The sequence below is a fragment of the Nocardia sp. NPDC049149 genome, assembly GCF_043197455.1.
In the GTDB taxonomy this organism is placed as follows: domain Bacteria; phylum Actinomycetota; class Actinomycetes; order Mycobacteriales; family Mycobacteriaceae; genus Nocardia.
Genome location: NZ_JBICTD010000001.1, coordinates 293,941 through 306,425 on the forward strand (window position 1 = coordinate 293,941; position 12,485 = coordinate 306,425).

Below are 12,485 nucleotides of genomic sequence, written 5' to 3' on the forward strand. Positions count from 1 at the left end.
GGGCAGGCGGGCCGAGCTGGCGCGCTGCTGGTCAGAACGCCGCTTCGTCCAGGTTCATGATGTCGTTGTCGATCGCGGCGATGATCCCTCGCACCGCGGTCAACCCCGGCAGCACGCTCTTCGCGAAGAAGCTTGCGGCAGCGACCTTTCCGGCATAGAACGGCTGGTCCTTCGCCGAGGCGCCCGAGGCGAGCGCGGCGGCGGCGATCTCGGCCTGCACCAGCAGCCGCCAGCCGATGAGCAGGTCACCGACCGCGAGCAGGAAGCGCACCGACCCGAGCCCGACCTTGTACAGCTCGGTCGGATCCTGCTGCCCCGCCATCAGATAGCCGGTCAGCGTGGCCGCCATCGCCTGCACATCGGCCAATGCCGTCTGCAGCAGTTCGCGTTCGGTCTCGAACCGTCCGCTCTTCGTGTCGAGGAACGCGGCGATCTGCCCGGTGATGTGCCCGATCGCCACGCCCTTGTCCCGAATGATCTTGCGGAAGAAGAAGTCCTGGGCCTGGATCGCGGTGGTGCCCTCGTACAGCGAGTCGATCTTCGCGTCCCGGATGTACTGCTCGATCGGGTAGTCCTGCAGGTAACCCGAGCCGCCGAAGGTCTGCAGCGATTCGGTCAGGTACTGGTAGGCCCGCTCGGAACCGACACCCTTGACGATCGGCAGCAGCAAATCGTCGACGCGGTGCGCCAATTCGGCATCCGCGCCGGAAACCAGTTGCGCCACATCGGCATTCTGATGCGCCGCGGTGTAGAGGTACACCGCGCGCAGCCCCTCGGCGTAGGCCTTCTGCATCGCCAGGCTGCGCCGCACATCGGGGTGCCTGGTGATCGGCACACGCGGCGCCGCCTTGTCGGTCATCTGGGTCAGATCCGCGCCCTGCACCCGTTCCTTGGCGTACGCGAGCGCGTTCAGGTAGCCGGTGGACAGCGTGCCGGACGACTTGATGCCGACCATCATTCGCGCGTTCTCGATCACCTGGAACATCTGCGCGATGCCGTCGTGCACGTCGCCGACCAGCCAGCCGACCGCGGGCACGTCGCCGCCGAAGGTGAGCTCGCAGGTGGGCGAAGACTTCAGGCCCATCTTGTGCTCGACGTTGGTCGCGTAGACACCGTTGCGGGCGCCGAGGTCGAGTGTCTCGGGGTCGAACAGGAATTTCGGCACGTAGAACAGCGATAGCCCCTTGGTGCCCGGCCCTGCGCCTTCGGGGCGGGCGAGCACCAGATGGAAGATGTTCTCGGCGGTGTCGCCGACGTCACCGCCGGAGATGAACCGCTTCACGCCCTCGATGTGCCAGGTGCCGTCGGGCTGCTCGATCGCCTTGGTCCGGCCCGCGCCGACATCGGAGCCAGCATCCGGCTCGGTCAGCACCATCGTGCCCTGCCAGCCGCGCTCGTAGCCCTGGGTGGCCCAGCGCTTCTGTTGCTCGGTGCCGACGTTGTAGAGCACCGAGCCCATCACCGGGCCCATGTTGAAGAAGATGGCCGACGGGTTGGCACAGGTGATCATCTCCTGCACCGCCCACACCACCGCGGCGGGCGCCGGCGTGCCGCCCATCCCCTCGGGCAGGCCGAGCCTGCTCCAGTCCGAGTCGTGCACGGCGTCGATGCTCTTGCGCAGCGCCTCCGGGACCGAAATCGAGTAGGTCGCCGGGTCGAATGCGACCGGGTCGCGGTCGGCGGCGGCGAAAGACTCTGCGATCGGCCCCTCGGCCAGCCGCTTCACCTCGGTCAGGATCTCGCGCACCGTGTCGGAGTCCAGGTCGCCGTAGGCGCCCGTATCGAGCAACTTGTCCAGCCCGAGCACTTCGAACAGATTGAACTCGATGTCCCGCACGTTCGCCTTGTAGTGACCCACGACGGTCCTCCCAGGTTTCAGCCGTTTTGACGTTGTACAAACGAAGCGTGCCGTACGGCGGTGACGCTACGCAACCGTAGGGTCACCCAGATCTCACCGAGGTTCACCAGCCGGTAACCGCAAAGGTTCACATGTCCGAAACACCCGAAACGGACTCGTCATCGAGAGATATTCCGGCGCAACAACTTCTGGCTACCGTTCACCTCGAATACAACCGCTGTATACAACTCGGTCGACAGCTCTGACCGGGGCATACGGCGGAGGTATTCGCCGCGGTGCACGTCGTGCCGCCGAATTGCCTGATGAAGTGAGAAGGGTCCCGCCCCATGTCAGATTCCCCTGCCGTCCATCGACACAGCCCCCGACGCATGGTCAAGGCGATGGCGGTCCCGACCGCGGTAGCGCTCGCCGGATTGTTGCTGACCGCCTGTGGCGCTAAGGACGATGCCACGACCACCGGGACAAATGCGACATCCTGCGTCGACACCTCGAAGGATTCGATCAAGGTCGGTTCCCTGCATTCGCTGTCGGGCACGATGGCGATTTCCGAGGTCACCGTGGCCAATTCGACCAAGCTGGCGGTCGACCAGATCAACGCCGCGGGCGGCGTCATGGGCAAGAAGATCGAGCTGGTGCTCGAGGACGGCGCATCGGACCCGAAGACCTTCGCCGAGAAGGCTGAGAAGCTGATCAGCTCCGACTGTGTCGCCGCGGTGTTCGGCGGCTGGACCTCGTCGAGCCGCAAGGCGATGAAGCCGAAATTCGAGAGCCTGAACTCGCTGCTCTACTACCCGGTGCAGTACGAGGGGCTGGAGGACAGCAAGAACATCTTCTACACCGGCGCAACCACCAACCAGCAGATCATTCCGGCGCTGGACTATCTGAAGCAGAAGGGCATCACGTCCCTCTACCTGGTCGGCTCCGACTACGTTTTCCCGCAGACCGCCAACCGCGAGATCAAGGCGTACGCGAAGGCCAACGGCATCGAGATCAAGGGTGAGGACTACACCCCACTCGGCTCCACCGACTTCTCCACCATCGTGAACAAGGTGCGCACCGCCAAGGCGGGCGCGGTGTTCAACACCCTCAACGGCGACTCGAACGTGGCGTTCTTCCGTGAGTACACCAATGCGGGGCTGAAAGCCGCTGAGATGCCGGTGGTTTCGGTGTCCATCGCCGAGGAAGAGGTCGCAGGCATCGGCGCGCAGAACATCGCGGGGCAGCTGACGGCGTGGAACTACTACCAGACCGTGGACTCGCCCGCGAACAAGAAGTTCGTCGCGGACTACAAAGCCGCGTTCGGCGCCGACAAGCCGACCTCGGACCCGATGGAGGCCGCCTACGCCTCGGTCTACCTGTGGAAGAACACCGTGGAGAAGGCGAAGTCGTTCGCGGTGACCGACATTCAGGCCGCCGCCGACGGCGTGAGCTTCGAAGCGCCGGAGGGCCTCGTCACCGTCGACGGCTCGAACCACCACATCACCAAGACCGCGCGGATCGGCGAGATCCGGCCGGACGGGCTCATCTACACCGTGTGGGACTCGGGCAAGGCCGTCACGCCGGACCCGTACCTGAAGTCCTACGACTGGGCCAAGGGCCTCAAGTAGTTCGCCCGATCGGTATGGGGTGGAGGCGTTCTCGCGTCCACCCCATACCGGCCCGATATCCGAGGAGTCCGGTATGGACGTCGTGATCGGCCAGCTCTTCACGGGGCTGAGTCTGGGATCAATTCTTTTGCTCGCCGCGTTGGGCCTTGCGCTGACCTTCGGTCAGATGGGCGTGATCAACATGGCGCACGGCGAGTTCATCATGGCCGGGTGCTACACGACGTATGTCGTGCAGAAGGTCATCTCGTCCGCCGGTGTGTCACTGGTGGTTTCGCTGCTGGTCGGCTTCCTGGTCGGCGGACTGCTCGGCGCGGCGCTGGAGATGGGCCTGATCCGCTGGATGTACGACCGGCCGCTGGACACCCTGCTGGTCACCTTCGGTGTCGGGCTGGTGTTGCAACAGCTGGCCCGCGATATTTTCGGCGCGCCGGCCAAGAATGTCGTTGCCCCCGAATGGCTCAGCGGCGGTGTCACCATTCTCGGCGCCGTGGTGCCGAAGAGTCGCATCTTCATTCTGGTGCTCGCCGTTGCCGCGGTGATCGCCTTGGCCACCGTGCTGAAGACGACGCCGATGGGCCGGCGCATCCGCGCCGTGGTGCAGAACCGCGGCCTGGCCGAAACCAGCGGTGTCTCCAGTCGTTTCACCGATATCAGCACGTTCTTCATCGGCTCGGGACTGGCTGGCGTCGCCGGCGTCGCGCTCACCCTGATCGGCTCGACCAGCCCGACCATCGGGCAGAGCTATCTGATCGACGCCTTCCTGGTGGTGGTGATCGGCGGGCTCGGCCAGATCAAGGGCACGGTGATCGCGGCGTTCGCGCTCGGCCTGCTCAACTCGTTCATCGAGTACTCGACGACCGCGTCGATCGCGAAGGTCATCGTGTTCGTCGTCATCGTCATCTTCCTGCAGGTCCGCCCGCAGGGCCTGTTCACGGTTCGCACAAGGAGTTTGGCATGACCACACTCACCCGACGGTGGCGCGAACACTCCACCCTCACCGCGCTGGGCGGCTTCGCCGTCGCCGCCGTCCTGTTGTTCGCGGTCGCCCCCGCGGTGCTGAGCGACTTCCGGTTGAACCTGCTCGCGAAGTTCCTGTGCTTCGCCATCGTCGCGGTCGGCATCGGATTGGCTTGGGGCCGTGGCGGCATGCTCACGCTCGGCCAGGGGGTGTTCTTCGGCATCGGCGCCTACATCATGGCGATGCACCTGCAGATGGCCGATGCCACCCGGCTCGGCAACGACGTGCCCGAGTTCATGGAGATCTCCGGGATCAGCGAATTACCCTCGTTCTGGCAGCCTTTCGCGTCCGCACCCGTGGCGCTGATCGGCATCTTGGTGTTGCCCGCGCTGGTGGCGGCGGTGCTCGGGTTCGGGGTGTTCAAGCGGCGGGTCAAGGGCGCATACTTCGCGATCCTCAGTCAGGCGCTGGCCGCGGCCCTGGCGATCCTGCTCACCGGGCAGCAAGCCATCGGCGGCTTCACCGGCCTCTCGGACTTCCGCGCGTTCTTCGGCTTCAAGCTCTCGGACCCGGCGAACCGCAGGATGCTGTTCTTCCTCGCGGCGGGCACGCTGCTCGTGGTGGTCGCGCTGGTGCGTCAGCTGATGCGCAGCCGGTACGGCGAATTGCTTGTCGCAGTGCGGGATCAGGAGGAGCGGGTGCGCTTCCTCGGGTACGACCCGGCGAACGTCAAGATCGTCGCGTATGTGGTCGCCGCGTTCTTCGCAGGCATCGCCGGTGCGCTGTTCACGCCGATCGTCGGCATCATCTCCCCCGCCGATATCGGCGTCGTGCCGTCGATCGCCTTCCTTATCGGCGTCGCCATCGGCGGGCGGACCACCCTGCTCGGCCCGGTGCTCGGGGCGATCGGGGTGGCGTGGGCGCAGACGGCGTTCTCCGAGGAGTTCCCGTCCGGCTGGACCTATCTGCAGGGCGTGCTGTTCATCGTGGTGATCGGCTTCATCCCGGCCGGGCTCGCCGGCGTGTGGCCGCTGCTGAAAGGTCTGCTGGACAGCAGATTCCGGCAGGAAAGGCCGGTCACGCAGACCGTGCTCGCGCCGCCACCGGCGCGCGCGACCGCACCGGAGAAGGTGGAATCCCGATGACCGCACCGACGCCAGCGCCGAAGCTCGGCGGCAACGCCGGGATGTCCGGCAGCGACTATCTCGAAATCCGTGGCCTCTCGGTGAGTTTCGACGGATTCAAAGCGGTCACCGATGTCGATCTCACGGTCCTGCAAGGCGATCTGCGCTTCCTGATCGGCCCCAACGGCGCGGGCAAGACGACACTGATCGACGCGATCACCGGCCTGGTTCCGGCGACCGGCTCGGCGCAGAAGGCAGGCGTCGAACTGCTCGGCAAGAAGGTGCACCAGATCGCCAGGCTCGGCATCGGCCGTACCTTCCAGACGGCGAGCGTGTTCGAACAGCTCAGCGTGCTCCAGAATCTCGACATCGCCGCGGGTGCGCGCCGCTCGGCGCTCACGATGTTGCGTCGCCGCACGTCGGTGCTGCCGAGCATCGAGGAGGCGCTGGAGCTCACCGGCCTCGGCGACCTGCGTGACCGGCCCGCCGGTGTGCTCGCGCACGGCCAGAAGCAATGGCTCGAGATCGGCATGCTGCTGGTGCAGAACGCGTCGGTGCTGCTGCTGGACGAACCGGTGGCGGGCATGAGCGCCGAGGAGCGCGAGGAGACCGGAAACCTGTTGCGCCGCATCGGCGGTGAACGGGTCGTCGTGGTGGTCGAGCACGACATGGACTTCATGCGCGCCTTCGCCAGCTCGGTGACCGTTCTCGCCGCGGGCAAGGTGCTCAGCGAAGGCACCGTCGAGCAGGTGCAGGCGGACCCGAAGGTGCAGGAGGTCTATCTGGGGACCGCGGCGGCCATCGGAACCGCTTTGGAAGACGAAACATCGGCGCCAAGCAAGGAGTCCGTCTGATGCTCGAGCTCATCGACGTCCATGCCGGCTACGGCCGGACCGAAGTGATTCACGGTGTCTCGCTGACCGTTCCCGACGACAGCGTGGTGGCCGTCATGGGGCACAACGGGGCAGGCAAGACCACGCTGCTGCGCACCGCCGTCGGGTTGATCGGCGCCAAGTCGGGCAGGCTGGAGTTCAACGGCGAGCCGATCACCAAGCTGTCGCCGTCGCGGCGGGTGCGGCGCGGCATCGCGTATGTGCCGCAGGGACAACAGAGTTTCCCGCAGCTGACCACCGCGGAGAACCTGCAGGTGGTCGCCGACGGCCGCAAGCGAGGCAAGGCGCTGATCGACGAGTCGCTCGACCTGTTTCCGGCGCTGCGCGAGCTGTTGACCCGCAAGGCAGGTCTGCTCTCCGGCGGGCAGCGCCAGCAGCTGGCCATCGCAAGGGCGCTGATCACCGAGCCGACGCTGCTCATTCTCGACGAACCCACCGAAGGCATCCAGCCGTCGGTCGTCGCCGAAATCGAGCGCACCATCATCGATCTGACGCGACGAGGTGGGTTGAGCGTGCTGCTGGTGGAACAGCACATCGGCTTCGCACTGCAAGCGGCGCAACGGTATTACATCCTGCAATCCGGCCGGGTCACCTCCAGCGGGGCGGGCGGCGCAGGCGCGGAGTCGACGGTCCGCTCGGCGATGGCGATCTGAGCTGGCCGCCGTGCCACGCGGGGGGCGGATCCCGTTGCGCGAGCGGGTCTATCACGCGCTGCGCCGGGATCTAGCCGCCGGGGCGTTCGTGCCGACTGACCGGCTCGGCGAGGAACGGCTCGCGGAGAGCTACGGGGTTTCGCGCACCCCGGTCCGGGAGGCGCTCGTCCGGCTGCAAGCCGACGGGCTTGTCGAACGGCACGCCGACGGGCTATACCCGTACCGGCCGCGGCTCGACGAGCTGGATCACCTGTACGAGCTGCGAATCGTGCTGGAAGCCAGAGGTATTCAACGCATGCACGCCGACGCGCGGCCCGGGCACGACCTGGCCTCGATTCGGGCTGAGCTCGATATCTGGCGAGCGCTGCGCGACAACCCGCCCGAACCCGGTCCGGCGCTGGCCGCCGACGAACAGTTCCACACCGCGCTGCTGGCCGCCGCCGGCAATGCCGCCTTGGCCGATGCCCTTGCCGCCGTACACATTCGGGTGCGCCCGGTTCGCACACTCGACGTGCCGACCCCGGATCGCATCGCCACTATGACCGCCGAACACATCGCGATCGCCGAACAACTCCTGTCCGGCGACACGACCACCGCCCTGCACACCCTCACCACGCACATCGACACCTCGCGCGCCCACGTCCTCGCCCGCGCGCAGCACGCCATGGCGCTGACCAAACTTGCTCGCGCCGTGCGAGATTGATATCGCGCTACGGTTTCAGCAGTCCGTCTGGAACGGGAAGCACGGGGTCGTGCGGGACGGCGCGGGCGACGGGGGCGGGCTCGTCACACTGGTGGTCGGCGGCGCCGGGTGCGAGGACTCGTGGGCCAGTGAGTTGGCGATCACGCCGATGACGGCGATCATCCCGACAACTGCCACGGCGGCGACCACCCAGCCCGCATAGGACTGTCGTTTCGTCGCTGGGCCCGGCTTCGGCTCGACCTTGGGTTTCGGCGGGCGCGGAATGACGCTCGGCGACTCCTGTGCCACCTGCTCGAACCCCGCGTCGACCAGCTCCTGACGGGACGGCGCACCGCCGGCGAGGCCGAGCGCGGTGCAGTCGCCGATCACCCGGTCGGCCGTCCACTTCCGCGGTCCCGCCGAAAAACCCTCGAGATAGATGCGCAGCTCGGTGGCATCGGAGACGTTGCCGACGACGACGTCGAGGCCGGGCCGCAGGTTGGTGCGCGACGGGCGCACCACCGCACCACGGAACGGAACGAGCAGGACCGCGCCGCACACATGCCCCGGATCGAGCAGTCCCTTTTCCAGCGCGCTCTTCACCGCGAAGATGCCGTGCTCCAGCCGATCGGACGGGCTGCCCGCCTGCTCGTCCAGGTCCGCGTCGGCATCGCTGATCCGCCACGGCCCGGCACCGGAGATGTTGAGAATGCCGCTCTGCCTGCGCCGGAAGCCACGCACCTCCAGCACCGTGAGCCCGCGCGGCGTCCAGACCACCGCATCGATCTGCCGTCCGCCGACCTGCAGGTCGACCATGGCGAGCGCGGTCGACGGGTACGACCGCAAGCATTCGACGAATTCTTGTTCAGCATCGGAGAGCTGCGCCCCGGGGTTGACCCTCACCAGCATGTCGAGCTAGTCCGCCTCTCCGCGTCTCCAGGCCCGCACTAGTGAGCGCCGCATTCGCTGCGCTCAGAGCCTGCGATCGAGTGCACGGCGAGCAACAGGATTCCCCGACGAATTACCCCGCTGCTCACAAAACGATCGTAACGGTGGAAACCCCACGCTGCGCAGGCAATTCGGCACGATGGTTCCGCTCGGCCCAATTCCGGCGCAGGTCGCACCCTCGATTCGACGGGTACTCGCCGGTAGGCTGACGGCTCGGGCAGGCGCCGCCTGGCCGCACCCCTCACCCGAAGGTGGCGTCCCACGCATGGTTTCACCGCTGCGACCACGGATCGCGCCCGGACGATTCCGGGAGCTCGGCCCGATCAACTGGGTGGTCTGGCAGGTACTTTCCCGTGCCGCGGGCACCGAGGACGCACACCTGTTCAGCACGCTCGGCCGCACCAGGGGACTGTTTCGCGGCTGGCTGCACTACTCGGGCAAATTGATGCCTGGTGGGCGGCTGCCCCGGCACGAGTCGGAGCTGGTGATTCTGCGCGTCGCGCACCTGCGTAGCTGCGAGTACGAGATGGATCATCACATTCGCCTCGGCAGGCGGGCCGGGGTGACCGCGGAGATCCTCGACCGCGTGCGCGTCGGGCCGACGGCGCCGGACTGGTCGGACAAGCATCGGGCGCTGCTCGCCGTCGTCGACCAGATGGTCGAGACGCGGGACGTGGATGACGCGCACTGGGTCGACCTGGCCGCGCACTACGACGAGCGGACGCTGATCGAGATCGTGCTGTTGATCAACCAGTACGAGGGGTTGGCGGCCAGCATCACCGCGCTGCGGATCCAACGCGACGGGATCTAGCCCCGCACGCTTCTATCGATGAGACGCACTCAGTGCTCGCCGATGAGACGCGCCAAACCGTCGAGTACCCTGGCCAACCCGAATTCGTAGGCATGGTCGGCGCTCACCGCCGAGTCGTACGCCTGACCCGCCGCTTGCCCGACGCGGGCCGCCAGCGGAAACCGCTCGGCGTCGAACAGCTGCGCCAGCAGCGGCGCCGCGCGCTCCCACCACTGATGATCGGACATGGCGCTGTCCGAGGCAGCCCGCTCGGTGTCGATCGCGATCCTGGCCACCGAGGTGACGAAGCCGAGCACGAAGGTCAGTGCCGCGTCGATCGTGACGTCGTCCAGGCCGAGGCCGTCGAACGCGCGCAGCTCGTGGTCGTACTTCGCGGTGAGGCCTGGTCCGAGCGGCGGGCGGGTGGTCGGCAGGTATGCGAGCCACGGATGCCTGGTCAGCAGCGCGCGGTTGGCCGCGGCGATCGCGGCGACCCGGTCGCGCCACGGCAGGTCTGTCAGGTCCGCGCGGTCCATCTGGCCGTAGACCTTGTCCACCATGAGATCGAGTAGTTCGGCCTTGCCGGGCACGTAGGTGTAGGTGGCCATCGGAGTCAGGCCGAGCTCGGTCGCCACCGCGCGCATGGTGAGGGCGCCGATGCCTGCCGCGTCGGCGATCGCGATGGCCGCGTCGACGACGGCGTCGATGCTGCTGCGTTGTTTCGGGCCACGGCTCGGACTCGCAGGTACCCGCCAGAGCAACTCCAGGGTGCGCACCGGATCGCCTGCGCCGCTTCGGTCTTGCTTGCCGCGGCGGTCGCCGGGCGCCGGCGCCGAGTCGTCCACCCTGCCCTCCTCAACTGGTCGAGTCCCGATGTTATCGGCGTGATGTAGATCACAGTGCGGTCGGGTCGGAATTTTTCTACAAAGTATAGCGTACTTAGTACATAGTAAATCTCGACCCGAGGAGAACCATGCGCATCACCGCTTCCGCCCTCTCGCTCAACGTCGCCGATCCGCAGGCCTCGGCGAAATTCCTCATCGACCACCTCGGTTTCGTCGAGAAGATGTCCGCCGACGGCTTCGTCTCGCTGGACCGGCCCGACGCCGGGCTCAACATGATCTACCTGCGCACCGGGCTGAAGACGTTCAAGCCGCAGAGTGCGGCGGGCAGCGCGGGCGAAGGACTGCTTGTCGTGTTCGTCGTCGACGACATCGACGGGGAGTACGCCCGGCTGCAGAGCGAGGGCGTGCCGATCGTCACGCCGATCGAGACCGAGGAGTGGGGCGAGCGCTACTTCCAGATGCGCGACCCGAACGGGATCATCGTGCAGCTCGTGCAGTGGGTGTGAACTAGCGGCGTCTTGCGGACTGCCGGAACCTCACCGGGTTCATGCGGTTACCGAGTTCGATGAGGTCGTCGGCGACGAGGGCGATTGGCGCGTAAGCGCGGTGAGGTTCCGTGCAGTGGAACCACACCGCGTTCACGTCGTCGCCGACCCTTATCACCACAGACCTGCACGAGGTGCCGAAGGCGCTCGGATGCCGAAGGCGAGGTGCCGCATGTGCAAGGTGCCGAAGTCGTTCGGCACCAGCCGATTACGCAGCAATCAGCGCAGTGCCGCGCGGAACACCTCGATCGCCGGTGTCGACGCGCGGCCGAGCAGCTTCTGCAAGTCGCCGCTGTGTACATCGAGGATGCCCGCGGCGATGCCGGTGTCCGCGTCGGCGATCGCCTTCGCGTAGTCGGCAGGCAGGCCCGCCTGAACGAGCCCGGCGACGTAGGCCTCCTCCGGCAGGTTCTCGTAACGGACCGGCTTTCCGGCCGCATCCGAAATGACCTGGGCCAGTTCGGCATAGGTGAGATGCTCGTCACCGCCGAGCTCATAGACCTGACCCGCGTTACCGTCGGTGGTGAGCACCTTCGCGGCCGCCGCCGCATAGTCGGCCCGCGCGGCGCCCGCCACTCGCCCCTCGCCGGCAGCACCGTGCAGCACGCCCGACTCGACCGCGTGCGGGAGTCCACCGAGATAGTTCTCCCAGTACCAGCCGTTGCGCAGAATCGCATGCGGGACAGTCGAATCCGCAAGCACCGCTTCGGTGCCGATGTGTTCCTGCGCCAGGATCAACGGGTTCTCGGTCGCGCGCGGAATGCTGGTGTAGACCAGCAGTTCCACGCCTGCCCGCTCGGCGGCGTGAATCACGTTGGCGTGCTGGGCCACTCGGGCACCGAACTCATTGCCGGAGACCAGCAGCACCCGGTCGACACCGGTGAGCGCCTGGTCGAGTGCGGCGACGTCGTCGTAGCTCGCCGCCCTGACTTCGACGCCGCGCTCGGCCAGGTCGGCCACCTGCTGCGGGTCGCGCACGATCGCGACGACCGGCGTCGATCCGATGCGCAGGAGCTCTTCCACCACGAGACGGCCCAGCTGTCCACTGGCACCGGTGACGGCAACGGTCATGACTACCTCCCAAGTATGTACGGTTTGATAAGCACTAACTAATAGTAAGTACTATTCATTCCTACACCACTATGGGCACGGTGGGTACCATCGGATTCATGAGTACGCAGCACGCATCGTCGCCTGGCGTCGACGATCCGACGCTGGAAGCCGACGTCTTCGCACGAAACTGCACGTCCCGACCGGTGTTGCAGAATGTCGCCGGCCGATGGGGCACCCTCGCCCTCGTCGCACTACGCGAAGGCCCTTACCGATTCAGCGCGTTGCGCAGGCGCGTCGACGGCGTCAGCGAACGCATGCTCTCGCAGACACTGCAAGCGCTGGAGCGCGACGGCATGGTGCACCGCGAGGTGCACGAAACCATCCCGCCACGTGTCGAATACACGCTGACCGAGCTGGGCGCCGAGGTCGCCGACCAGCTCGAATCGCTCATCCAGGTGGTCGAGCGAAACATGCCGAAGGTGCGCGAAGCCCAAGCCGCCTATCACCGCGACTGACGGCGCGCCGCCGC

13 protein-coding genes are annotated in these 12,485 nt (G+C 66.7%); 9 read left to right on the plus strand and 4 right to left on the minus strand.

Annotated elements, in window-relative coordinates; all coding sequences use genetic code 11:
* Positions 1–31 precede the first annotated feature (31 nt).
* Positions 32–1,858: an acyl-CoA dehydrogenase gene (locus tag ACGFNJ_RS01490; protein ID WP_393442181.1), complete on the minus strand. Its 1,827-nt coding sequence runs from the start codon at positions 1,856–1,858 to the stop codon at positions 32–34.
* Between the two features lie 368 nt (positions 1,859–2,226).
* Between ACGFNJ_RS01490 and urtA the strand changes: the two genes are divergently transcribed.
* The 6 genes from urtA to ACGFNJ_RS01520 all read left to right on the plus strand — a co-directional run bounded on the left by urtA (position 2,227) and on the right by ACGFNJ_RS01520 (position 7,796).
* Positions 2,227–3,465 (plus strand): urea ABC transporter substrate-binding protein, encoded by a 1,239-nt coding sequence (gene urtA / locus ACGFNJ_RS01495; protein ID WP_393442183.1) that lies wholly within the window; start codon positions 2,227–2,229, stop codon positions 3,463–3,465.
* A 73-nt stretch (positions 3,466–3,538) separates the two neighbouring features.
* Complete coding sequence (gene urtB / locus ACGFNJ_RS01500; RefSeq protein ID WP_393442186.1) at positions 3,539–4,423, plus strand: urea ABC transporter permease subunit UrtB; 885 nt, start codon at positions 3,539–3,541, stop codon at positions 4,421–4,423.
* On the plus strand, positions 4,420–5,568 hold the full coding sequence (gene urtC, locus ACGFNJ_RS01505) for an urea ABC transporter permease subunit UrtC (RefSeq protein ID WP_393442188.1): 1,149 nt from the start codon (positions 4,420–4,422) through the stop codon (positions 5,566–5,568). The genes urtB and urtC overlap by 4 nt, the downstream gene beginning before the upstream one ends.
* A complete protein-coding gene (urtD, locus tag ACGFNJ_RS01510) occupies positions 5,565–6,401 on the plus strand; it encodes an urea ABC transporter ATP-binding protein UrtD (RefSeq protein ID WP_393442190.1) in 837 nt (278 codons plus the stop codon). Before urtC ends, urtD begins: the two co-directional genes overlap by 4 nt.
* Complete coding sequence (urtE, locus tag ACGFNJ_RS01515) at positions 6,401–7,093, plus strand: urea ABC transporter ATP-binding subunit UrtE (protein WP_393442192.1); 693 nt, start codon at positions 6,401–6,403, stop codon at positions 7,091–7,093. The genes urtD and urtE overlap by 1 nt, the downstream gene beginning before the upstream one ends.
* A 10-nt stretch (positions 7,094–7,103) precedes the next feature.
* The gene (locus tag ACGFNJ_RS01520; protein ID WP_393442194.1) at positions 7,104–7,796 is read left to right on the plus strand and encodes a GntR family transcriptional regulator; all 693 of its coding nucleotides are present in this window, start codon (positions 7,104–7,106) and stop codon (positions 7,794–7,796) included.
* Between the two features lie 15 nt (positions 7,797–7,811).
* Here the strand turns inward: ACGFNJ_RS01520 and ACGFNJ_RS01525 are convergent, their stop codons facing one another.
* A complete protein-coding gene (locus ACGFNJ_RS01525; RefSeq protein WP_393442196.1) occupies positions 7,812–8,684 on the minus strand; it encodes an NERD domain-containing protein in 873 nt (290 codons plus the stop codon).
* A gap of 316 nt (positions 8,685–9,000) precedes the next feature.
* On the opposite strand from ACGFNJ_RS01525, the gene ACGFNJ_RS01530 reads away from it, so the two are divergent.
* On the plus strand, positions 9,001–9,534 hold the full coding sequence (locus ACGFNJ_RS01530; protein ID WP_393443699.1) for a carboxymuconolactone decarboxylase family protein: 534 nt from the start codon (positions 9,001–9,003) through the stop codon (positions 9,532–9,534).
* Positions 9,535–9,563: 29 nt separating this feature from the next.
* On the opposite strand, the gene ACGFNJ_RS01535 is transcribed toward ACGFNJ_RS01530, so the two are convergent.
* Complete coding sequence (locus ACGFNJ_RS01535; protein WP_393442199.1) at positions 9,564–10,358, minus strand: TetR/AcrR family transcriptional regulator C-terminal domain-containing protein; 795 nt, start codon at positions 10,356–10,358, stop codon at positions 9,564–9,566.
* A 128-nt stretch (positions 10,359–10,486) separates the two neighbouring features.
* Between ACGFNJ_RS01535 and ACGFNJ_RS01540 the strand changes: the two genes are divergently transcribed.
* Positions 10,487–10,864 carry a VOC family protein gene (locus ACGFNJ_RS01540; RefSeq protein ID WP_069160722.1) on the plus strand — a complete coding sequence of 126 codons (378 nt, stop codon included), beginning with the start codon at positions 10,487–10,489 and terminating at the stop codon, positions 10,862–10,864.
* Between the two features lie 258 nt (positions 10,865–11,122).
* Here the strand turns inward: ACGFNJ_RS01540 and ACGFNJ_RS01545 are convergent, their stop codons facing one another.
* Positions 11,123–11,974, minus strand: a complete 852-nt coding sequence (locus ACGFNJ_RS01545; RefSeq protein ID WP_393442203.1) for an SDR family oxidoreductase — start codon at positions 11,972–11,974, stop codon at positions 11,123–11,125.
* Between the two features lie 98 nt (positions 11,975–12,072).
* On the opposite strand from ACGFNJ_RS01545, the gene ACGFNJ_RS01550 reads away from it, so the two are divergent.
* Positions 12,073–12,471 carry a winged helix-turn-helix transcriptional regulator gene (locus ACGFNJ_RS01550; RefSeq protein ID WP_393442206.1) on the plus strand — a complete coding sequence of 133 codons (399 nt, stop codon included), beginning with the start codon at positions 12,073–12,075 and terminating at the stop codon, positions 12,469–12,471.
* Positions 12,472–12,485: the final 14 nt, after the last annotated feature.